At 61.8% G+C, this 22,560-nt stretch carries 19 protein-coding genes, 1 tRNA gene and 1 pseudogene; 7 read left to right on the top strand and 14 right to left on the bottom strand.

What is annotated here, in order from left to right; all coding sequences use genetic code 11:
• Window positions 1-305 precede the first annotated feature (305 nt).
• The 10 genes and pseudogenes from BQ17_RS12730 to BQ17_RS12690 all read right to left on the bottom strand — a co-directional run bounded on the left by BQ17_RS12730 (window position 306) and on the right by BQ17_RS12690 (window position 10,534).
• Window positions 306-2,945, bottom strand: a complete 2,640-nt coding sequence (locus tag BQ17_RS12730) for a hypothetical protein (protein WP_089727630.1) — start codon at window positions 2,943-2,945, stop codon at window positions 306-308.
• Window positions 2,946-3,096: 151 nt separating this feature from the next.
• Window positions 3,097-3,492 carry an aspartyl protease family protein gene (locus tag BQ17_RS23450; protein ID WP_256091588.1) on the bottom strand — a complete coding sequence of 132 codons (396 nt, stop codon included), beginning with the start codon at window positions 3,490-3,492 and terminating at the stop codon, window positions 3,097-3,099.
• Between the two features lie 94 nt (window positions 3,493-3,586).
• A pseudogene (locus BQ17_RS23445) lies at window positions 3,587-3,703 on the bottom strand (DUF4160 domain-containing protein); the annotation flags it as partial.
• An 8-nt stretch (window positions 3,704-3,711) separates the two neighbouring features.
• Window positions 3,712-4,791, bottom strand: coding sequence for a vWA domain-containing protein (locus BQ17_RS12720; protein ID WP_089727626.1), 1,080 nt, complete (start codon window positions 4,789-4,791; stop codon window positions 3,712-3,714).
• Window positions 4,788-5,807, bottom strand: coding sequence for a VWA domain-containing protein (locus BQ17_RS12715; protein ID WP_089727624.1), 1,020 nt, complete (start codon window positions 5,805-5,807; stop codon window positions 4,788-4,790). The genes BQ17_RS12720 and BQ17_RS12715 overlap by 4 nt, the downstream gene beginning before the upstream one ends.
• Window positions 5,807-6,043 carry a DUF2442 domain-containing protein gene (locus BQ17_RS12710; RefSeq protein ID WP_089727622.1) on the bottom strand — a complete coding sequence of 79 codons (237 nt, stop codon included), beginning with the start codon at window positions 6,041-6,043 and terminating at the stop codon, window positions 5,807-5,809. The genes BQ17_RS12715 and BQ17_RS12710 overlap by 1 nt, the downstream gene beginning before the upstream one ends.
• A gap of 11 nt (window positions 6,044-6,054) precedes the next feature.
• Complete coding sequence (locus tag BQ17_RS12705; protein WP_089727620.1) at window positions 6,055-6,996, bottom strand: Rpn family recombination-promoting nuclease/putative transposase; 942 nt, start codon at window positions 6,994-6,996, stop codon at window positions 6,055-6,057.
• Between the two features lie 21 nt (window positions 6,997-7,017).
• Entirely contained in the window at window positions 7,018-8,181 is a 1,164-nt protein-coding gene (locus tag BQ17_RS21865) for a hypothetical protein (protein ID WP_089727618.1), read from the bottom strand.
• A gap of 172 nt (window positions 8,182-8,353) precedes the next feature.
• The gene (locus tag BQ17_RS12695; protein WP_089727616.1) at window positions 8,354-9,406 is read right to left on the bottom strand and encodes a DUF58 domain-containing protein; all 1,053 of its coding nucleotides are present in this window, start codon (window positions 9,404-9,406) and stop codon (window positions 8,354-8,356) included.
• Window positions 9,407-9,529: 123 nt separating this feature from the next.
• Window positions 9,530-10,534: an AAA family ATPase gene (locus tag BQ17_RS12690; RefSeq protein WP_089727614.1), complete on the bottom strand. Its 1,005-nt coding sequence runs from the start codon at window positions 10,532-10,534 to the stop codon at window positions 9,530-9,532.
• Between the two features lie 339 nt (window positions 10,535-10,873).
• Here BQ17_RS12690 and BQ17_RS12685 point away from each other — a divergent pair, with 339 nt between their 5' ends.
• Window positions 10,874-12,064: a 3-phosphoglycerate dehydrogenase family protein gene (locus BQ17_RS12685; protein WP_089727612.1), complete on the top strand. Its 1,191-nt coding sequence runs from the start codon at window positions 10,874-10,876 to the stop codon at window positions 12,062-12,064.
• The gene (gene pheA / locus BQ17_RS12680; RefSeq protein ID WP_089727611.1) at window positions 12,054-13,136 is read left to right on the top strand and encodes a prephenate dehydratase; all 1,083 of its coding nucleotides are present in this window, start codon (window positions 12,054-12,056) and stop codon (window positions 13,134-13,136) included. The genes BQ17_RS12685 and pheA overlap by 11 nt, the downstream gene beginning before the upstream one ends.
• 170 nt (window positions 13,137-13,306) lie before the next feature.
• On the opposite strand, the gene lapB is transcribed toward pheA, so the two are convergent.
• The gene (gene lapB / locus BQ17_RS12675; protein ID WP_089727609.1) at window positions 13,307-14,518 is read right to left on the bottom strand and encodes a lipopolysaccharide assembly protein LapB; all 1,212 of its coding nucleotides are present in this window, start codon (window positions 14,516-14,518) and stop codon (window positions 13,307-13,309) included.
• Between the two features lie 487 nt (window positions 14,519-15,005).
• Here lapB and BQ17_RS12670 point away from each other — a divergent pair, with 487 nt between their 5' ends.
• From BQ17_RS12670 to BQ17_RS12660, 3 genes are all read left to right on the top strand, one after another.
• Window positions 15,006-15,467 carry a hypothetical protein gene (locus tag BQ17_RS12670; RefSeq protein ID WP_256091586.1) on the top strand — a complete coding sequence of 154 codons (462 nt, stop codon included), beginning with the start codon at window positions 15,006-15,008 and terminating at the stop codon, window positions 15,465-15,467.
• 104 nt (window positions 15,468-15,571) lie between these two features.
• The gene (locus BQ17_RS12665) at window positions 15,572-16,075 is read left to right on the top strand and encodes a pilin (protein WP_089727608.1); all 504 of its coding nucleotides are present in this window, start codon (window positions 15,572-15,574) and stop codon (window positions 16,073-16,075) included.
• Window positions 16,076-16,147: 72 nt separating this feature from the next.
• Window positions 16,148-16,224 (top strand) — tRNA-Arg (locus BQ17_RS12660).
• 104 nt (window positions 16,225-16,328) lie between these two features.
• On the opposite strand, the gene BQ17_RS12655 is transcribed toward BQ17_RS12660, so the two are convergent.
• Entirely contained in the window at window positions 16,329-17,174 is an 846-nt protein-coding gene (locus BQ17_RS12655) for a squalene/phytoene synthase family protein (protein WP_089727606.1), read from the bottom strand.
• Entirely contained in the window at window positions 17,164-17,415 is a 252-nt protein-coding gene (locus BQ17_RS20755; RefSeq protein ID WP_141699259.1) for a hypothetical protein, read from the bottom strand. Before BQ17_RS20755 ends, BQ17_RS12655 begins: the two co-directional genes overlap by 11 nt.
• 355 nt (window positions 17,416-17,770) lie before the next feature.
• Between BQ17_RS20755 and BQ17_RS12650 the strand changes: the two genes are divergently transcribed.
• Window positions 17,771-20,215, top strand: a complete 2,445-nt coding sequence (locus BQ17_RS12650) for a formylglycine-generating enzyme family protein (protein WP_089727604.1) — start codon at window positions 17,771-17,773, stop codon at window positions 20,213-20,215.
• Window positions 20,216-20,469: 254 nt separating this feature from the next.
• Here the strand turns inward: BQ17_RS12650 and ubiG are convergent, their stop codons facing one another.
• Complete coding sequence (ubiG, locus tag BQ17_RS12645) at window positions 20,470-21,186, bottom strand: bifunctional 2-polyprenyl-6-hydroxyphenol methylase/3-demethylubiquinol 3-O-methyltransferase UbiG (protein ID WP_089727602.1); 717 nt, start codon at window positions 21,184-21,186, stop codon at window positions 20,470-20,472.
• Between the two features lie 474 nt (window positions 21,187-21,660).
• Between ubiG and BQ17_RS12635 the strand changes: the two genes are divergently transcribed.
• Window positions 21,661-22,398, top strand: a complete 738-nt coding sequence (locus BQ17_RS12635) for a class I SAM-dependent methyltransferase (RefSeq protein ID WP_218068255.1) — start codon at window positions 21,661-21,663, stop codon at window positions 22,396-22,398.
• Window positions 22,399-22,560: the final 162 nt, after the last annotated feature.

The raw sequence follows: 22,560 nt of genomic DNA, 5'->3' as shown, positions 1-22,560 counted from the left end.
TGTCGGCCCCTGGGACCGCCGACATTCTGTCGGCCTCTGGGATCGCCGACATTTTCTCGTTCCCATGCGCTGCGTGGAAATCAGAGACCGGGAGAGGGGCTTTTACGACACCCTCGGAGGGAGAGGGGGTATAGCGACCAGTGCCGTTGGTTATGTTACAACTTATATATTAACCACTACCCCCACCGGATAGGCTCATGCAGCCCACCCTACGGGTCTGGCTCGCCGAGCCGCGACTCGAGTCAGCGCGGAAAAGGGCCGCAATTGGGACCTGAGAAGGATAAATGTCAACAGCTCCCGGTGTCTCACCAGTCTTTCTCTACCGGCTCGTAGCCGCGGTGCCGTTGTCTGGCGCGCTGCTCCCGGCGCTGGGCCTCCCGGTCGCGTATGCCCTGCAGGAGTTGGCCCGCATCGCCCGGCGCCGGCTGGGGTTCGGTGCCCTGTTGGTCTTGGTCGGCCGGCTGGGATCCTTGCTGCTGCTGGTCCTGCTGGTCCGCTTGGGATTGGTCCGGTTGCTCCTGCGGCGGTGGCTGCAGGGCGGCGAGGGCGGCGGCCAAGGCCTCCACGGCTTGCCGTTGGTGGTCGCGGATGGCCTCGAAGGTTGGGGGCTCTGCGGCGATGGCTTCCGCGGCCTGGTCCATGTGGTCACGGGCGCTCGTAACCTGATCGGCGGCTTGCCCCAGGCGTGCCTGCTGTTCCTGGGCTTGGTGGGCCGCCTGTTCCTGGAGATTTCCTTGGGGAGGGTCTTCCTGGGTCTCTGGCGGAGGGGGAAGGGGTTGTTCGGCCTGTTGTTCCAGGGCCTCGGCGATACTGCCGGCCGTCTCGGCCAAGGCCCTTTGCTCCGGGGCGATGGGGCCGAAGCGGCGGGTGATTTCCTCCGCGGGTTCGGTGGCGGCCAATACGGCCGTCTCCTCGGTACGGTCGCCCAGATCGATCTGGCGCCGCAAGGTCTCGCGCAGGTGGTCGATCACCGAAAAGAAGAGGCGACGCAGATCCGCCACCCGGCTCAGGGTGAGATCGACAGATTGCCGCACCCGGTCCATGGCGCTCGCCAGCTCCGGATCGCCGGTTGGGAGCTTCTCCGCGGTGGCCTCTGTGGCTATCAGGTCTTCCAGGGCCTGTTGCATCGCCTTTTCCGCCTCAACACGCAGGGCGTCGGCCTGCTCCAGATACCGACGCTCGGTCTCCAAATCGGCGGGGGCCGGCGGGGTGGGAACGGCCGGGTCCGGGGCCTGGGGAGCGGTGGTCGCCTGAGGATCTCCGGCCTGCGCTGATCTGGCCTGCTCCTCCGCATCCAGTGCTGTGCCTAGTTGATCGAGGATGGCGGCGCTGACGCGCCGTAGACGCTCGCGATTGCCGGCCTGTAGCTCGCGGGCGACGGGGAGGTATTCCGAACGGTCCGCGGCCGGGTCATCCGGTGTCGCAACCTCCTCGCCGGGCCCCGAATCCGAGGCCGCGACCGCTTCCCCGGGTGCGATCAAGGCGGCGATGCGTTGCTGGTCCTGGTACAGCAGCTCTACCAGGCGTTTGAGCTCCAGGAAATGCTCGCGGGCGGCGACCAGCTTGGCTACCCCGCCGCGTTGCAATTCCAGGGCCTTGCCCGGACGTTCCGCCTCCAGATCGGCAAGCGCTCTCTGGAAGTCTGCTCGCGCCGCGCCGATCAGGGGTGTTGCCGCCTCCAGCCGGCGCCGGAGCTGGGCCTGCTGCTCGGGAGAGTCAGCGAAGTCCTCTGCCTGGTCGGCAAACGGGCCAACCACTGGCGTCTCCTTGGCCTGGGCCAGGCCGGCGTTGAGGCCCGAATGGAGCTCGCCGGTACGCGCCTCCAGGACGGTTTGGGTCTCGCCCAGATAGTCCACTGTCAACCAGGCCGGTGCGGGTTGTCCGGGCTGTGTGTCGAGGGCGACCTTGTGGCCCGTTTGACGCATGAGCTCCAGGCCGTCGGTGATGAGTGCATCCAGGCGCGCCACCGGACCGAGTAGCTGGTCGCGGGCGCGCTTCAAATCGCCCAGGGCGGCGGCGACCCGGCGGTAAGCGCGCTTGGCCGCCAAGCGACGCAGCTGGCCGCGGGCCTGGCCCATGCGCTCCCGTGCCCGATGCAAGTGGCTCAACAGCTGTTCGAGCTGGGCCCGGCGGACGGCCTCTTGGGTGCTGCGCTCCTCATCCGGTTTTGCCTGGAGACCGGCTTGCTCTTGACCTGCGGTCTCGCTCAGGCGCTCGGCCTGGGTGAGCAGCTCCAGCTGGCCGGTGGCGAAGGTGCGCAGGGTACGACGGGCTTGCTCGGCGGCATTGGGATCGTCCTGCAGATCGGCGAGGTCGATACCCCGTCCCAGCTCGGTCAGAAAGGTACGTTGCCCTTCGATGAGCTGTTCCAGGCGAGCAGCGAGGTCCTCCTCGCCATGCTGTGCGAGGTGGTCGGCCAGGACGAGCGCACGCCGCAGCACCAGCTCCAGATTAAGGCGCGATGCCGCATGTTCCGGCCGCAGGGCACTCGCCTCCCGGAACCAGTCGGCCGCCCGCTGCAGGGCCTGGAGTGCTGCCCGTGGCTCCTGGTCGAGGGCGGCATTGGCGCGCTTGACCTCTACCCAGCCTAGGTTGTAGGTGGCGCGAAAGCGGGCCTCGCCGTCGGTTCCTGCTCCGGTTCTGGCCCCGGCACGCACGGCCTCGAAGCCGCGCGCCGCGGCCTCGAGCTCGCCGGCATTCAGATCGGTGAGGGCTTGGTTGTAGGTGGTGCGCAGGTCCGCTGGCTCATCCTTGGCGTCTGCAGGCGGTGTGCCGTCCGTAGGAGGCTCGGTTGTCTGGGTGGGGGAGGGGAGGGATGCCTGTCCCAGCGCGGCGGTCGGCTCGGTATTGGCCGTCTGGGCCCGGAGCTCGGCCGGGGCCAGGGTACCGCCGATTCCTACTGCCAAGAGGCCTACGGCGATCAGCATCTTAAAGCGGTCATTCATTTGGAAGATCTTTAGAGCCACGAATGGACACATATATTACTCATGAATAGTTTGTATTTATTCGTGTTTATTCGTGGTTCTATTCAAGAAGCCAGGTTCAATTTCCGCTCGATGTCGGGGTTCGTTCCTCACCCCAATCTACACGGGCCTGTTAGCCGATGTTCTTTAGATCCAACCGTTTAACATAGACAAGACGATGACCTAACATATCCACGGCAGCTTGTGATTGCTCCAATGGAATATAGCCTAATAATGGTTCATATTCACCGTTCTCCGGCTCCATTTTTATAAATATAACTTCCGTGAAAATAGGCTTGAACCCTTCTATCTGCATCCTGACCGGACCGCACACGCTTCCCGTTTCTGTCTTTTGGGGCGCAGTCTCTAATTCGACGGTTCGAATCTCTTCGAGATCGCCCAGCCTTTCTTTCCATTCGACGGGTAATATCATATGTGAAGCGCCGGTATCCACCAGGGCATCGATTCGAATCTTTTTTTCTTTGTCTTCGAGATTTGAAATTGTCAGTGATACGATTATGCGTCCCATAACTACCTCCGTATTTGTTTGTTTTTTTACGGCTAACACCATATATCGCCGGGAGCAAAAAGCAGAACAAGGCGCGAGCGGTTCTTTTTACTTTTTTGCCGGGCAATTGTCCTTCCAGCAACTCCCCTTCAGGTATAGAGATAACCGCATTCTCGCTTTGATACTCTACATAGATGTGCGGTAGGCTATGCTGCCGATTATCCAAAAACATCATTATTTTTAGAGTGAATCGATGTATCGGAAGTTCCATGTCAGGAGTTCGTGTCTATTCGTGGTTCCATTCACGGTCTGCTGCCCGCTGGGGATCACTGCCGCGAGCAGGCACAGCAAGGCGCAGAGCAGGGGCCACTGGAAGACATCGTTGCGGATCTGGTAGCTGCCGCCGGTGAGGCGACCGCGAGTCAGGTTGGCGATATGGCGTTCGTAGATGGATTCCAGATCTATCGCCCCGGTGCCGGCCGGGATGTAGGCGCCGCCGGTGACCAGGGCCATCTCGCGCAGCAGGTCGCCATCCAGGCGTGAGCGCACCGGGTTGCCGTCGGCGTCCCGCACCAGGGTGCGCGCCCCGGTGCGGGGGTCGGTGATCTGGATTTCGCTCCCGGCCTCGTCGCCGAAGCCGATGGCGAGGATGCGCACGCCCCGCTCGGCGGCCGTCTTGGCCGCCTCCAGGGGGAAGGAGTCGTGGTCTTCGCCGTCGGTGATCAGGAGGATCGAACGGGATACCTCGCCAGCACCGCGGTCCCGGAATCCCGCCAGGGCTTTACGGATGGGCTCTTCGAGCCGAGTGCCCCCGCGGGTGACGCTGTGGGGGCCAGCCTTGTCGAGCACCAGGCGCAGAAAGCTGAAATCCGGGGTCAGGGGCGAGAGTACGGTAGCCCGACCGGCGAAGGCGATGAGCCCCACCTGGTCCCCATCGAGATAACTCAGCAGGTCGCGGAGCTCGGCTTTGGCCCGTTCGAGCCGATTGGGGGCCACGTCCTCGGCCAGCATAGAGCGCGAGACGTCCAGACACACCATGATCTGGGCCCCGACCCGCGGCGTAGAGACAAATTGGGCCCCCCATTGGGGACGCATCAGGGCCAGGGTCAGAAACAGCCCACACAGCCCGAGGAAGATCAGGCGTAAAGCGCGACGCAGGGGGGTGGTGCGCAATACCAGCCGCGACTGCAAAGGAGCGGCGACGAAGCGGTCCAGATCGCCCTGGCCGCGGCGTTCGAGCCAGGCGAGCAGGGCGATGAAGGCCGCCACGGCCCACAGCAGGTGGACCCAGTGGGTTGCGGCGAAATGGAGTCCATTCACGGCAACCTCCGCAGCAGGGTCCCCGACGCCAGACCGGCCAGGGCGATCAGTATCAGGGCGGTGAGCGCGAACCCGGCGTAGTGCTCCCGATAGCGCAGGTAGCGGACTTCGGTGATCTTGGTGCGCTCCAGGTCGTCGATCGCCCGGTAGGTGGCAGCCAGGCCCTCGGCATCACGGGCATGGAAATAGGCCCCCCCGGTGCGTTGGGCGATCTCCTGCAGGGTCTTCTCGTCCATCTCGACTAAGGCGCGCCGCAGGTATTGGCGGCCGTCCGGTCCGGTTACGGGTATCGGGGCATAGCCATTGGTGCCGGCGCCGATGGTGTAGACCTTGATGCCGTGCTCGGCGGCCAGCGCCGCGGCCTGCAGGGGATCGAGCTCACCGGCGTTGTTGACCCCGTCGGTGAGCAGGATGACAACCTTCGATTGGGCCTCGGCGTCGAGCAGGCGCTCCACGGCCAGCCCCAGGCCCTCGCCGATGGCCGTCGCCGCTTCCGAACGCTCGTGCGCCACCTCGATCTGATCCAGGATATTCAACAGATTGCCGTGGTCCAGGGTGAGCGGACAGGCACCGTCGGCATAGGTCCCGAACACCACCAGCCCGATCAGATCGTCCGGCCGCCCCTGGCCCGCCTCGCCGCCGAGTACGAACTCCCGGAAGACCCCCTTGAGGGCCTGCAACCGGCTGACGCTGTAGTCCCCGGCCACAAAGTCGCGCGCATCCATCGAGCCCGAGCGATCCAAGGCCATGAGGATGGCGATGCCCTCCCGCTCGACCTCGGTGGTCTCGTCGCCGGTGCGCGGTCCGGCCAGGGCGACGGCCAGGGCCAGGGTCGCCAAGGCCAACAGCCCGGCCGGCAGCGGCGCCAAACGCACACGCAGGGCCGTCGGGGCGCGGTCCGGCAACGCCAGGCTGGCATAGGTGATCCGCGCGGGGATGCGGCTGGCCAGCAGATAGACCAGCGGTGCCAGCAGCCCGACGAGCAGAAACAAAGGATCGCGGAATTCCCAGGTCATTATGTGATTTTTGCGCTTAATGGAAAAGGTTCCGGATGCTCGATGATTTCCTGAGACAAATCTACGTCGATGTCGGGCCAATAATAGTGTCCTGGAGCATGTTCTTCTACGTTGATAATTGAGCTTATTGTTTGTTCTCTGAACCATGGGAAATCATCATATGAGATAAAAAACTCTCTATTATGAGCGAAAAGCCATAATCCTTCTCCAGAACGTTCCGGATGCTCGTTTCTCATGCTAGGCTCGCTCACAAAGCTTCCACCTCTTCCGGCGTCAGTTGCGTATATTTCATGATCTTTTCCGTGGGTTCGCCGGCCTGCTTCATGATTTTTGCCGTCGCTTTTTTCCCTTTTTCCATACCCTCCTCCCTGCCCTCTTCCCTGCCCTCCTCTATACCTTTTTCTATACCCTTTTCCAGGCCCTCTTCCAGACCCTCTTTCTTTCCTTCCATGCGTCCGTCAAAGAAGGAGGAGCGGTACATGCTGGCCTGGTAACGTAACTCTTCTCTATGCCATTCGTAAGATCGCCGTTCTTCTTCCCCTAGATGCATGATGTCCAGAATCTCTTTTGCCCTGGCCAAGCCCTTGGCCCGAAACCCTTCAGCGATCTCTCCGTTTTTCAGAAAATAGATCCACTCGTCCAGGGAATCTCTGGCAACATCATCGAATTGGTTGACCTTGAGAAGATAGTATTCAGGATAGAGTTCATGGGGGTACTGTTTACCGAAGAGCTCCTGTTGTTTGTTGTTCAGCCGCAGCTCATCGTGGTAATGGATCCCTCGGAATTGAGTTTTTCCATGATAAACATAGTCCTCGCCGTGTCCCAGATCGAAGTACAGGATATTGATGGAGATCACCTTGACGATATTTGCATAGGGTTCCGCTTCGGCAATATGCTCGGTAATGGCTTTGGCGGTCGCAAACAGGATCCGTTGGAGGTAATCGAATTCCCTTTCGTATTGGATCTCGATGAGGATGATTTCCTGTTTCCGATTTCGGACTTTCATATCCACACGATTGGATTTGTCGCGGGCGCTGTCGCGGTTGCTCTCGCTTTCGAGGATCTCCAGGATCTCGATATCTTCCTTCAGCAATTCCGACAAAAAGCCTTCCAATACTTCGTAATTGGCCTTGCTCCGCAGTAAGCGTTTCAGCGCCCAATCGAAGCTGACGAGTTTTCTTTTGTTCATTGCTGGTGAACCTATTTCGACCTATTTGTGTTTATTCGCGTTCATTTGCGGCAAAAAGGGTAAGTCCCAGGTACGGGGCATGGCCCGTTCCTCCGGCTCTCCTGCGGCGCGGGTCTGTTCCAGGAAGCGTCCGGCCGCGTCCAGTATCTCCTCGATGTAATCCGCATCGGGCAGGTAGCGGGCGAATTTCACCTGGTCGGCGCGGCGTAGGAAGTCGCGCAGGAAGCCTTGGTGGGCCTGGTTCAGGTCCGGCGATCCCGCCGCTACGTCCAGGAACTCTTCGGTGGTGAACTCCGGGGCCTGGAGGCCGAAGCGGTCCTCCAGGTAGTGGCGCACCAGGTCGGAGAGCTCCACGAAGAAGGCGTCCACCGCTGCTGCGCCTTCGGGCCTGGGGCGGGCCATCAGGGCCTTGAGCCGGGCGCTCGCGCGCTCGTGGGCGCTCGCCCGGCGCGCCTTGGTCCGTGCGCCGAGCCACCAGCGTCCCCCCCAGGCGGCGACGAGGACCACTGGGAGCAGCAGGAGCCAGACCCAACCCTTAGCGGTGTCTGAGGCGCCGAGCGGTGCCAACTCCCCTAGGGGCGGTTCGAGGGCCTGGTCGGCGACCTCCTCCGGCAACACCGACCGCACCTGGAAATCGAGCCGCTCGGTCAGGATCTCATAGGTATCCTCGCCCTCCGGGGCTGGGCGCATCCCGGCGCGGCGATCGACGAACTCGATGGCGAGGGTTGGGATGTACTGGGGTCCGGACATAGGCGCGCTCAAGACATAGCGCTGGGTAGCCAGGGTGCGCCCGTCCCCGTCGATGCTGTCGCGGGGCACGAAGTCGCGGATGGCGAAGCGGTCCAGGGACTGGCCGAACTCGGGCATGAGCAGCTCCACGCCGGCCTCTGCCGTTACCTCCAGGCGCAGGGTCAGGGGATCGCCGATCCTGGGCTCCGCCGGCTCCAGGATCACCCGGGCGGTCACGGGTCCGCGCTCGGAACGGCGTTCGAGAGTTGCGGGCGACTCTGTGGCAGCCGGATCGGTCGGCTCCGCCTGTGCCCAGGTCGGCCGGACCCCGGCGAAGGTGCAGAGGACCAAGATGAGGGCAATACTCGTTACCCGTGAATGGTGTGGAATAGGAATGCCTTTTTTGCCGCAAATGAACGCGAATAAACGCAAATCGGTCGAGATGTAATCGTTCAACCCCCACCTCGTCATTCCGGCAGGGATTGCCGGAATCCAGTGCCATGGATGGCAAAAACATTGGGAGTTTGAACGGTTACGTCGAGATCGGTTCGCCATCATCGACAGTTCTTGGTCCGGTTACGTGTATTTGCGGCCATTTGCGTTGATTTGCGGCTAAATTTTTCGCAACTCACCGGCGCATCCTACGCTCGCGCATGCGGAAGAAGCGGATCAGGGGATCGACCACCGAGCCCGCGGCGTCGATATGGATAAAGTCGATCCCACGGGCGCGCAACCGCCGCTCCAGGGTTTCGATACGCTCGCGCGCCGCCCGTTCCAGCTCGCGTCGAAAATCTGCCGCGCCCGTGTCATAGAGTCGGGTCTGCCCAGTCTCCGCGTCCTGCAAGGCGACCAGACCCACACTGGGCACCGCGAGCTCCCGGGGGTCGGTGATCAGGACCACGATGACGTCGTGCTTGCGATTGGCAGCGGTGAGGGTAGACTCGAAATCCTCATCGAGGAAATCGCTCACCACAAAGCAGACGGCGCGGCGCTTCATCACCGAGCGGAGAAACTCCATCGCCTGACCGATGTCGGTCGACCGCCGTGCAGGACGCAGGTGCCGGCTCCGAAAATCCCAGGCGGCCGCTCGGTGCAGGAATTCCCGGAAGTCGTGCAGCCGTGTGCGCAGCTTCTCCATCGATTTGCCGGCAGGATGCCGGCGCTCCGACCCACGCAGCCTCCCGTCAGGGGTCGTCTCCTGGCGGAACTCGGGTGCCTCCTCACCGTGGGCCAGCACCTGCCGGACCACGCGCAGGGCATGTTTCTGGCCCTTGCGCGGGGGGATGTAGTGTTCGATCCCACCGTGGAACAGGAGCAGCCCCACCTTGTCGTCGTTGCGAATGGCCGAGAAGGCGATCAGGGCGCAGAACTCGGCCGCCGCCTCGCGCTTGGAGCGCGTCTGCGAGCCGAAATCCTGACTGGCGGAGACATCCGCCATCAACATCAGGGTCAGCTGGCGCTCCTCGACATAACGCTTGACATAGGGCTGGCCGGAGCGGGCGGTGACATTCCAGTCGATGGATCGCACGTCGTCACCCGGCAGATACGGCCGCACCTCGTCGAACTCGATGCCGCCCCCCTTGAATACGGAGACATACTCCCCGGCCAGCACGTCGGCGACCTGACGGCCGGTGCGGACCTGGATCTCACGTACCCGGCGAATGATCTCTTTGGCAAGCATTGCTCCATCTTAACCACGAATGAACACGAATAGACACGAATTCGTGTTCATTCGTGTCCATTCGTGGTTCCAGAGAGAAACATGACCGGCATGAACAGCGATCATTATTCGCTGGCCCTGGGTTCAGGGGACAAGTACGGTATCCAGGATGCGCCGGATGATGTCCTCCGGCACCATGCCTTCCGCCTCGGCCTCGTAGCTCAGCCCTATCCGGTGGCGCAAGACGTCGGGGGCCAGGGTCTTGACATCGTGTGGCGTCACATAGCTGCGGCCTTGTAGGAAGGCGTGGGCCTTGACACCCAGCATGAGCCAGATGGAGGCGCGCGGGCTGGCGCCATGCTCAATCATCCCCTCGATGCCGGGCACGCTGCTCCCAGCGTTGGACTGGCCGACGGCCTCGGGCCGGGTGGCGTGCACGATGGCGACGATATAATCGCGCACCTTCTCGTCCACGAAGACATCGGCCACCGCCGCCCGCGCCGCGGCGATATCCTGGGGGTGGGCAACTACCATGACCTCCGGGATCGGTTGACCGCTCGCCATGCGGTCCAGGATCCGCCGCTCCTCCTCCTGCGACGGATAGCCGACCTTGACCTTCATCATGAAGCGGTCGACCTGGGCCTCGGGCAGGGGATAGGTGCCCTCCTGCTCGATGGGATTCTGGGTCGCCAGCACCAGGAAGGGCTCCTCCATGCGGAAGCTGTGACCACCGATGGTGGCCTGGCGCTCCTGCATCGCCTCCAGCAAGGCCGCCTGAACCTTGGCCGGGGCACGATTGATCTCGTCGGCCAGGACCAGGTTGGAAAAGATCGGGCCCTGCTTGACGCTGTAGGTGCCTTCCTTGGGATTGAAGATCTCGGTGCCGATCACGTCCGCCGGCAACATGTCCGGCGTGAACTGGATACGCGAGAAGCCGGTATCGATGGCCTTGGCCAGGCTGTGTACCGTCAGGGTCTTAGCCAACCCCGGCAGCCCCTCCAGCAGCACGTGCCCCCCGGTCAGGAGACCCGTCAGGAGGCGCAGCACCATGGTGTCCTGGCCCACCAGGACCTTGCCCACCTCATTGATCAGAGTGGTCCCGAGCCGGGCCTGTTGCTGGGTGCCGGCGTCTGCGGCGTTGGTACTCATCGTCTTGTATCCTTAGCGTCAGTTCTCTTAGACAGTCTCTTACCTTTGGCCGGGCCTGTCAGCACTCTCGGAGGCCGAGTGCCAATCTTTAAGAAAAATCCTGTCTTGGTCAAGCTCTGTCGGTCGCCGGCAGTGTAGACTGGGCTGTACCCACCGGCGATTCACCCCACAGGAGGCGGATAGGATCGACCCCCCGTGGTTGCCCCAATCGCAACCACGAATGGACGCCAATTCATGTCCATTGGTGTGCATGCATGGTGCTACGATATCCTGGAGGTGAGGAACGAATCCCAACAGTTTCAATCCGCAGATTACACAGATTCTCGCAGATTCATGAACATGTATAAGATACTTACACTAAACAATATTTCCATTGCCGGTCTCGACCGACTGCCGCGGGATCGATATGAGGTGGCCTCCGAGATCACACACCCGGACGCCATCTTGGTGCGCTCTGCCAACATGCACGACATGAAGGTCCCGGAGACGGTCCAGGCCATCGGCCGTGCCGGCGCCGGGGTCAACAATATCCCCATCGCGCGCATGACCGAGCGCGGTGTGCCCGTGTTCAATGCCCCCGGTGCCAATGCCAATGCGGTGAAGGAACTGATCATCGCCGGCATGCTCCTGGCGGCCCGCAACATCCCCCAGGCTTGGAGCTTTGCGCGCGGTCTTACGGGGGACGATGCCGCCATCCAGCAGGCCGTGGAGAGCGGCAAGAAGCGGTTCGCGGGCTTTGAGCTTCCGGGCCGTACCCTGGGTGTCGTTGGCCTCGGGGCCATCGGCGTCGAGGTAGCCAATGCCGCGCGTGCCCTCGGTATGAAGGTGATCGGCTATGACCCGACCATTACGGTGCGGCGGGCCTGGCAGCTCGAGTCCGAGGTAGGGCAGGCCGCCAGTGTGGACGATCTGGTCCGACGCGCGGACTTCGTCAGCTTCCATGTGCCGCTGACGGACGAGACCCGGGGCATGATCAACGCCGAGCGCCTCAAGCACATGAAGGCCGGCGGGGTGCTGCTGAACTTCTCGCGCAACGGTATTATCGATGACGCGGCGGCCGTAGCGGCCCTGGATGCGGGGACCCTCTACACCTACGTGTGCGACTTTCCGAGCAATCTCCTGAAGGATCATCCACGGGTGGTTACGCTGCCGCACATCGGTGCCTCCACCCACGAGGCCCAGGAGAATTGCGCCCGCATGGTCGCCGATCAGGTCCGTGAGTGGCTGGAGGACGGAAACGTCCATAACTCGGTGAACTTCCCGGAGATTAATCTTCCGCGCAACGGGGGCTATCGCCTGGCCGTGGTCAACAACAATGTCCCCAATATGGTGGGGCAGATCTCCACCGACCTGGCGTCGGTCGGGCTCAATATTCTGGACATGCTCAGCCGGTCTCGGGACACGGTGGCCGTGACCCTGATCGACGTCGATCGGGAGCCTCCGGCAGAGACCCTGACCAAGATCCGAGCCATCGATGGGGTGCTCTCGGTACGCTGCCTGGGTTGTTCGAAAAACGGTCATGAGCAGTGAGGACCCGCTTTCCCGTATCCGCGAGCGCATCGACGCCCTCGACTGGGAACTGCTGCATCTGATCAGCGCGCGCGCGACCCTCGCCAGGGAGGTGGCGAACGTCAAGGTTGCCAACGGCGACCGAAAATTCTACCGCCCCGAGCGGGAGGCGGCGGTCCTGCGTCGCATCAAGGAACAGAATCCGGGCCCCCTGGACGGAGAGGAGATCACGCGGTTGTTCCGGGAGATCATGTCCGCCTGCCTGGCCCTGGAGCAACCCCTGGCCGTGGCCTTTCTGGGGCCGGAGGGGACCTTCACCCAGGCCGCCGCCCTCAAGCATTTCGGTCAGTCGATACAGGCCGTTCCCGTGGGTGACATCGCCGACGTCTTTCGGGAGGTCGAGGCCGGGTCCTGCTCCTACGGCGTGGTGCCGGTGGAGAACTCCACCGAGGGCGTGATCAGCCATACCCTCGATCTGTTCATGGGCTCGCCCTTGAAGATCGCCGGCGAGGTGACCCTGCGCATTCATCATCATCTGATGAGTCGGGAGCCGGACCTGGCGGACATCCGCACCCTATTCTCCCATCAACAATCCCTGGCCCAATGTCGCGGTTGGCTGGACCACCACCTGCCGGGTGCCGAGCGGATCGCGGTGGGCAGCAACGCGCAGGCCGCGGACATGGCCGCAGCCCAGGCCGGTTCCGCGGCGGTGGCGGGGGAGTCGGCAGCGGAGATTTACGGACTTGAGGTCCTGGCGCGCCGCATCGAGGACGAGCCGGGCAACACCACGCGCTTTCTAGTGATCGCCAAGGAAGATTCACCCGCCAGCGGGCGCGACAAGACGAGCCTGCTGCTCACCTGCCGCAACGAGCCGGGTGGCCTTTACCGGATGCTCAACCCTCTGGCGGAGCACCACATCAGCATGACCCGAATCGAGTCCCGCCCCTCGCGGCGGGGCATTTGGGACTATGTCTTCTACATCGACATCCTCGGCCATCGAGATGAGGCGCTCGTCGGAAAGGCCCTGAAACAGTTGGAGGGCGCGTCGCTCTACTTCAAGATACTGGGGTCGTATCCGGAAGCGGTACTTTAGGGAAATCGGTAGTGGTAAACTTATAAGTGAAAAAGTAGAGCGATTCATCCTTTTGATCCCCTCTCCCCAACCCTCTCCCGGAGGGAGAGGGGGCATAGCGGCCAGTGCCGTTGGTCATGTTCCAACTTAGATGTTAACCACTACCGGGAAATCAAAGGTAAGCGCGTTGGTCAATGCGGTTCAGGCAACGCGGCGGTCGGCGGGGCAGGGGCGCGATTGCCGATGGGTTCCGGTTGGATCGGCTTGATGCTTCCCCAATATTTACAGCTCGGACATTGCCAGTGCAGCCGGCGGGCGACGAAACCACAATGCTCGCACTGATGATCGGGCTGGCGTGAACGCAGATGTCCAACCACAGCCAGGGTTGCATCAAAAGCGGCCCGAGTTTGGGCATCGTCCGTCAGCTTCGGCCCATAAAGCTCCAGCAGGCGTTCGAGGCCGGCCAGATCGGCCTGTCCGGTGATATGTTCGATGAGAAAGGCAATGGCGGCTTCATTTCCTTCCCTGTCTAGGATCACATCGGTAAGCGTCATCGCCAACGCGGGGCTGGGGTATGCGCGATACAGGCGCTTGAGCTCGCTGAGCTCATCCTCCAGACCGCTGCGGCGATAGGTGTCCACCAGCTCCGACAGAATTTCCGGTTGGAATTGGGAGCCCTGCCGGGCAAGGCGGTGATAGAGTGCCACCGTTGCTCGGGAATCGCCTCGGCTCATCGCCATCCGGGCCTGGAGCATGGTCGCCCGTATGCAGTCGGAATCCATCGCCTGGGCGCGGCTCAGATGGGTGGCAGCCTGCTGTCCGTTCCCGGCCTTCAGGGACTCCTCGGCCAGCTCGCAGTGGTACTGGGCGCTTTCGGCGCCTACCGATTCCCCGGTGAGCAACCACAGCTGCTCGGCAACCTCCAGGCAACGTGCCCAATCCTTCTCCTGCTGATAGATCTCGCGCAGCCCCTCCAGGGCCCGCTTGCGATGGAGCTGCATCTCCATCAGCTCACGGAACATGCGCTCGGCGCGGTCAAAGAGTCCCGCACGCATATAATCCTGCCCTAACTCGAAGAGGGCGTAGCCGCGCTCCTCCTTGCTCAGGTTCGGCCGCGAGACCAGGTTTTGATGGATCCGGATGGCCCGGTCTACCTCCCCCCGGCGCCGAAAGAGACTGCCGAGGGCCAGATGGACCTCCGCCGTCTCATCGTTGACCTCAGCGAGCTTCACAAAGATGTCGATGGCCTTGTCGGGCTGCTCGTCGAGGAGGTAATTCAGTCCCCGAAAGAAGGCCGGGTCGGACGTGGGACCCGGGACACCCTGGCCCCCATCACCGCGCTTTGCGACCCACCACCCGGATACCGCGGCTACGGGAAGGAGGAGAAAGAGCCACTCGCTCACGGGAAAATGCCTCCGCTACCTGGTTTCAGTCTATTTTTCTGGTGTGAGACTGACGGGCACAATGAGACGCTCCCAGGGTTGGCCGCATCGTGTTGGAAAAACAGACTGAAACCAGGTACTACGTTTGAATTAAACCAATCGAACCGCAAGATTCGGCTATCATACAGCCATCCACCTACCCTCGCATTGTCGCTGGGGTGTGGGGTTTTCAGCATTTTTGCGTCCCAAGCCTACACGAGCGGCAGTGCCCGATGCGCAGGAGTCCCTAGTACCCCATTTCTGCATATTTTGCGCGTAACCCGTAGTGGGCTGTGCCCACCAACACCGTGCCTGGCTGGTGGGCACAGCCCACCCTACGAACCTGAGAACGTAAAATAGGGTGAAATGAGGTACTAGTCTTCAGATGCGGTCGGATGTGTCACCGGGGCCGTCGTTCCCGTCTACGGCCGGAGTTGAGTGATGCGGTGACCGGACGGCACGGAATAGGATGTATCTACCCGTCATACCCGCACGGCAACCACGGCAGTCATGCCGGCGGACCGGTACCGCCCCCGCCATATTCGCGGGGCTTCTGCTGGCAGCAGGCCTGCCCCTGCTTTCCGCCCAGCCCCTCCTCGATGCGGAGACCGAGGAGTTGCTGGTCGCCGTGGTCGAGGTTGCTACCGAACTCGACCTTTACAATACCCGCTGTCGCCGCGACCGTTCAGGCCGCCGTGTCGATAACCTCAATAAGGAGCTGGTGAGCAAGTTCCGTATGACCGTCCTCCAGATCGAGGACGAGCTGTTTCCCGAACGCTCCTATCGCCGGGCGCAGGAACGTCTGCAACGGGAGTCCCTGGCGAGGCTCAAACAGATCGGCGGCTGTGAGGAGGCAAAGAAGGCAGGGATGCCGAACCGGTTGCGCGTGCGCTACGACGATCTGATGGGGAAGCTCGAGCGGCTGCCCTGAGATCGGGGGCGGTTCGCGCAGGCACTCAAGACTGTATACTCGGCGCGTGCTTGTGCAGGATCTCCCCCGCGTCAGCCGGCCGAATCGAACTTGGAGGACTATAAATGAAACGACAGGCGGGTTTTACCCTGATCGAATTGATGATCGTGGTCGCGATCATCGGCATCCTGGCTACTATTGCGATTCCCGCGTATCAGGACTACACGATCCGCACCCAGGTCACGGAGGGATTGAATCTGGCAGCGGAAGTCAAAGCGGCCGTCAGCACCTTCAACGCAGTGCGCGGGAATCTTCCCGACACGAATGACGCCGCCGGTGTTGCAAGTGCCGATTCCATTACGGGTAATTATGTTACCGACGTTGCGGTCGGCGATAAGGGCACCATCACCATCACCTATGGCGGTAACCGAGTAAACCAGGCGATAAAGGATGAGACACTCGCCCTCAGCCCTATTCGGAATAAGGCCGGCGGGTTGGTGTGGGTATGTGGAAAAGCTACCCCTCCCCCGACCGGTGATGACACAACAGGAACAGCCGACGACACAACAGACGCCCAAACGGCCACGACTATCGAGGCTCGCTACCTCCCAACTGACTGTCGTCAGTAATCATCCGGGACCTGACAGTTATCCACTGTCGAGCTTGACTCGGACCGGCCGTCACCGCATACTTTTTTTCACGCGCCCGTAGCTCAGCCGGATAGAGTACCTGGCTACGAACCAGGTGGTCGGGAGTTCGAATCTCTCCGGGCGCGCCATCTAGAACAAAGGCTTGGCCTTTTAGAATGCAGCTTCACAGCAGGCGTGCCTTACCCGACCTACGCGGGCTCGCCTTGGCTGGAACGGGCGAAACGGCTGGGACTCATGGTGTCCGCCGGTTCTCCCGCCAGGCGAGCCAGAGCTTGCGTAGGGGAGTGAGCCCGATACGCTGATCGGTGACCGCGAAGCCCGCGCCCGCCAGCTCCTCGAGCAGAGATGCCAGAATGCATACCCGGACCCTGATACAGACCGGCAGACCCCGGTTCGGATCCGACGCGGTGAGTTTGGCCTTGGCCCGGTCCGCCGCGGGCGCCAGCAGCTCCGGCAGGCGGTCGCGATACTCGCGCCGGCCAAGCGCCACGTGCGAGAGACCGAGCGCACCTAGCTGCTCGCTCGGAAACAGGGCCCGACCGCGCCGCGCCAGGACCCCGCTGTCGCGGATCAGATAGACCCGAGCACAGAAGCCCCCGAGACGACGCGCGGCCCGCAGCACATCGGCATCACTCAGGCCATGGCAGTGGGCGATCAGCTCGAAGAAGGCGCCCAGATCCCGCTCGCAGGCGGCGTCCAGATCGGCCTCAGTGCCAGGCTGTCGGCACAGGATTTCCGCTTCCACTTGGTCGGCGATGTCGGTGAAGGGGGCCTGAGGCAGCCCGTGCTGCTCCAACACCGGTCCCAGGACCCGGCTCAAGGGATGGTGTGGCGTGCCGGCAAAGGTACGCTCCAGCTCCTCGCGCCACCACTGGAGCTTGATCCGCGCCAGGCCGGGGTCCGAGACCCGGTCCGGGATCGCCCGGACCTGATGCCGCCAAGCCGACAGTACCGCCAGGTCGTCCCTTAGCTCCCGCGGGGCGAAACGCAGGCTGTAATAGGCGGACGAACCTACGGGCGTTGCCTGGTTGGGAAAGCGCCATTCGTCCGGCGCCGGTCCGGTGATCTCACCAGCCATTTGTCTCACCGAGGGGGAAATATTTTTTGCCGCAAATAAACGCGGATAAATGCAAATTCGTTCGTATTTTTCGTGGTTCTTGATGAGCAATCTGTACCTTCTCACCAGGCGTGTACTGAGCTGGCTGTTGGTGGGTCCTTGCCCGGTCCCGGTGCTGTTCGGCGTTATTGGGTGTTGCCCGCGAAGGCGTCTTTTTAATCCGCAGATTACGCAGATTTCCACCGATTATTTCGTTTTTCATCTGCGAGAATCTGCGTAATCTGTGGATTCGATAACAAGACCAAGATATTTGATGCCGGGGCGGTGGGCACAGCTCACCCTACAATGCCTGAGGGTTGGGCACGGGCCATCCAAAGATGCGGTCCGCTGCTGCCCAGGCGTCCATTGATGCGGTTCGCGCCTCTGATGCGGTTCGCGCCTCTGATGCGGTTCGCGCCTCCTCGTGATGCCATCCTGAATGATCTGCCGCGCTCACCGCATCCTACGCTGGCTCACCGCATCCTACGGGCTACCCGACTGCTTTTCCCTCGCATCGCCCCAGGTTACACTCCAATAATTGCTTACACCGACCCTGTGTACAACTTGAGGGCAATACCATGCCGGAACCGGCCAGCTTCATCACCATTGCCAATCTCGAACGGCTGATCAAGAAGCTGGCGAGCATCCGTGGTAAGCGCCGCGAGGAGCTGGCCCGTATTGGCGATATGTTCGGTGACCCCTATGAGCTGGCCCGTTTCTATGTCGAGCCCAAGTGTCAGCATCACAACCCGGCCGACCGGCACGAGGACCAAGAGCCCATTGCCCAGGTCCAGGAGCCGGCCTTCCAACACGTCGACAAGTTTCTGCGCGGCGATTTTGCGCCGCTTAGAGATGGCCGTACCCAGCTCTTCATCCTCTCCGACGCCGGCATGGGCAAGACTTCCCTGCTCATGATGATCCGCCTCATGCATCTGGTGGCCTTCTGGCCTCGAGGCCACGATTGTCTGCTCCTGAAGCTGGGTGAGGACAGCCTGGAGCGGATCGCCGCGTGCGAGGACAAGGCCCGGACTGTGCTGCTGCTGGATGCCCTGGACGAAGACCCGGTGGCCTGGGGAAAGATCGAATCCCGACTGGTTGAACTGCTCGACGCCACCAAGAGATTTCGTCGGGTCATCATCTCCTGCCGTACCCAGTTTTTCCCGGAGACCGGCAGCGACGCCTTCGGCCGTCCGGGTCGGGTGGAGGTCGGTGAGTACATCTGCCCCATGGTGTTCCTGTCCCTGTTCGACGATGCCCAAGTAGACGCCTACCTGCGCAAACGCTTTCCCAACCGGCCCAAATGGCTACCGGTTCGGGACAATCCCGAGCGGTTGCGGGCAGCGAGGGTGGTGGGTTCCATGCACTCGCTGCGCTTCCGGCCCCTGCTGCTGGCCCACATCCGCGATGTCCTGGATGCCGGAGAGCAGGACTGGAACGACTACCGCCTCTACCATGCCCTGGTGGATCGGTGGCTCGGCCGGGAAGAACGTAAGCTGCGCAAGCAGCACAAGCTACCCACGCAGCTCCCCGAGCCGCCGTCCAAGGAGACCCTGTGGCATGTGTGCACCGCCGTGGCCCTGCACATGCAGTCCCATGGCAACCGGCTGTTGCAGCACGAGGAGCTCGATGCCTTGACAGCGGATTTTCCGGCGCTTGCCAGCCTCCCGTATTTCGACTTCGGTGGTCGGTCCCTGCTCAACCGCACCGCGGCCGGGGCCTTTCGCTTTTCCCACTACAGCATCCAGGAGTTCCTGGTGGTCCATGCCCTAGAGAAAAACGCGGATCGACTCCCGCCGAAGCCGCTGCAGGTCACCGCCGAGATGTTGGAGTTCCTCGCCCTCCTACCCCGGATGCCGGACATCGGGTGTCTGGACCTTGCGGGACTCCAGTCCCATGTCTTGGCCGATTTCGGCTTTCAGGACCGGCTGCAAGAGGGTTCCCCCGGTCCCCGGATGCAGCTGATCCCGGCGGGCGAGTATTTGATGGGCTCCGGGGACGACGACCCCTATGCGGTGCCTAACGAGAAGCCCCAACACCCGGTGACCATCACCCGTGCCTTCGCGCTGGGGCGGTATCCGGTAACCCTCGAGGAGTACGACCGTTTTGCCGCGGCCACGGGACGCGAAGCACCGGACGCTGCGGGCTGGGGCCGCGGCCGTCGGCCCGTGATCAATATCTCCTGGCAGAACGCAGTTGCTTACTGTGATTGGCTCTCGGAGCAGACCGGCTTCCTGTATCGCCTCCCCACCGAAGCGGAGTGGGAATATGCCGCCCGCGCCGGTACCCAGGCCCACTGGTTCCATGGCGACGACCCGGCCGAATGCGACGCCTATGTCTGGTATGAAGAAAATGCCGACGGTCGGACCCATCCGGTAGGCGAGAAGCTAGCCAATCCCTGGGGCCTGTACGATATGCTCGGTAATGCAGGGGAATGGTGCCTGAGTAGCCCACAAAACTCTCCCCAGGCAACCCAGTCGCAGATCGATCCGCGGAAATTTGCATTGGCCGGTGCCGTTCCCGTGGCTCGCGGTGGTTCCTGGCGTGATGACGTCGAATCCTGCCGTTCCGCCTCCCGTATAGAGATAGAGATCCTCGAAGCCCTCCGCAACCTCCGCGACTGCTTTGACCGCTTCTCCTGGGACCATCACAACCACTGCCCTCCCGACGGTTTCGTCGAACGCTTCGACTCACTCGACGGTCTCGCCTTACTGTTCGCCTTCGGCAACACTCTCTGCGACCCCGCTTTCAGCGATCACCTCTACAGCGACTTCAGCTACCTCCGCATCATCCGCGACCGCCTCGACAGCGACCTCCCCAACCTCGACCGTGATCTCCGCAACCTCGACTGTGACTCCCGCGACTGCCTCGACCGCGACATCCGCGACATCCGCGACATCTGCGACATCTGCGACTGCTTCGACCGCCTCGACTACAACCTCCACGTCCTTCAAAACCGTGTCGGCTTCCGCTGTGTCCGGGTTCAGGCAATTTCGGTGCCTGATCACAGGGAACCGGATACCTAAGGGCTGGTTGACATAATCGTCATGCCAACCGCTAATAGGACAAGATTAACAGAATGATCAGGATTAACAGGATTATTTTTCTTAAATAACAACTATAACATCCTGTTAATCCTGAAAATCCTGAAAATCCTGAAAATCCTGTGAATCCTGTACTATTTCAAGGTGTCCTGTTCTCGATTCATTTGCGTTGATTCGCGTTCATTTGCGGATAAATCTTCTGTCATTGAGGGGCTACCGGATCGGTTTTCCCATACTCAATCCGAGTCCAGGCGGCAGGTCATCAGATAGTTGACGTCCGGATCCCGGTCGGCGAGGCGATAGGTATCGGTCAGCGGGTTGTAGGTCATACCAGTGATGTCTTGGGTGTACATCCCCGCGGCCCGGACCCAGGCGTCCAGCTCCGAGGGTTTGATGAAACGTCCGTAGTCGTGGGTGCCCCGCGGCAGCATATTGAGGATATACTCGGCGCCGATGATCGCCAGCAGGTAGGATTTGAGGTTGCGGTTCAGGGTCGAGAAGAAGACGAAGCCGCCGGGTCTCACCAGGCGGGCGCAGGCGGTGACCACGGACGCCGGCTCGGGGACGTGTTCAAGCATCTCCATACAGGTGACCACATCGAACCGGGCCGGGCTCTCCGCGGCCAGGTCTTCCACCGGGACCCGGCGATAGGTTACCTGGACGCCGGACTCCAGGGTGTGCAACTCGGCGACCTGCAGGGGGCGCTCCCCCATGTCGATGCCGGTCACCTGTGCGCCAAGTAGGGCCATACTCTCGGACAGGATGCCGCCGCCGCAACCCACGTCCAAGACCTCCTTGCCCTTGAGCTTTGCTGCCCGGTCGATATAGTCCAGGCGCAGGGGATTGATGTCGTGCAGGGGCTTGAACTCGCTGTTGGGGTCCCACCAGCGGGCGGCCAGCTCCTCGAACTTGCCGATCTCAGCCTGATCGACATTAGGGGTCGTCTCGGTCATGCTGTGTGTCCTCGGTGAGGTTTTTGGAGTGCGGCGGCAAAGCGGCGCGGGCTGATCAGACCCAAGCTGCGTGCATTACCATCGGTGTTCGCCGAGGCCTGGGCGCGGGGCTCCACCCGCGCCGCGGCGACGGCGCTTTTCCTGCAGTCGGTGGTAATCTCGCAGTTACCCTGGATCTGAAGGCGATCTATCTTGAAACCGTAGATTGTCTTAATCTGGGTAGCTGTGGCAACTTTCTCGAACCCCGGAGATGACATAGAGCCTGCGTAGGGCGGGTGAGAGGCACACTTCGGGGCTGAGTTGGCCACTGTGATTGGATGCCTCGTCACCCGCCGTCAGGTGGTGGTCCCCAATGGCGCCCTGGCCTAACCCGCGCCCTACGCGGGCTTAATGGGATTGCATTCGAACGTGCCGTAATCCGACATTCGATCGTGCGCAATCGCTTTACCCGTAGGTGATGGAGATTCAGATGAAATGAGCCATGCCAATCCGGTCGATCTGGTCTTCGGGGGTATGGAGAAGCTGGGCCCCGGGAGTGATTCCGATACGCTGCAGGTTCTCGGTATGCTCCCCAAGGTCCCCCATGGACTGATTGTCGACGCAGGCTGCGGAAGGGGACGGCACACCTTGGCACTGGCGAACCGACTCCGGAATCCTGTGCACGCCGTCGATTCCTACGAACCTTTCTTGTCCAGCCTCATAGAAGGTGCCGAGGGGGCCGGAATCGGGCCTCTGATTCAAACATATTGTATGGATATGGCAGACATTGCGGACAGGTTTCAGGGGATTGATCTGCTTTGGTCCGAGGGGGCTGCCTACAACATCGGATTTCCGTATGCGCTCAAGACCTGGCACTCCGCTCTGAAACCCGGCGGATTTGTGGTCGTCAGCGAGCTCTCGTGGTTGCAGGAGAAGGTCCCCGCCGATGTGCGCCGGTTCTTCAAAACCGGCTACTCTGATATGCGCAGTGCCGATGAGAATCGGGTCGTCGCCGAGGACGCGGGCTACAGGATCCTCGCCACCCATACCCTACCAAGAGCGACCTGGATTGAGGGTTATTACGACCGACTGGAACCCCGGGCCCGATCGCTGCTTGACCATCCCGACCAGGCGGTCAGAGATTTTGCAAGTGAAACCCTGGAGGAGATCCGAATCTTCGGCAGTTCGGAAGACAGCTACGGATATGTATTCTATGTGATGGAAAAGGTCTAATCGGACGCTTGGAGCGCGGCCACGGGAACCGCGCCGGGCAGAGAATCTAAGAACCTGTCTGGCAAAAAAGGCAAGCCCTTGTTTATAAGAGGCTGTCTAAAAACTAACCTATTGATTTTCTACTGGCATTGATTTTCGGCTGGCTCCCCAGGCTCCAGCGTG

The sequence above is a fragment of the Candidatus Thiosymbion oneisti genome (assembly GCF_900092655.1).
Taxonomy (GTDB): Bacteria; Pseudomonadota; Gammaproteobacteria; order Chromatiales; family Chromatiaceae; genus Thiosymbion; species Thiosymbion oneisti.
The sequence above is the reverse complement of the archived record's forward strand: the minus strand, read 5'-3'. Positions and strand labels throughout refer to the sequence as shown.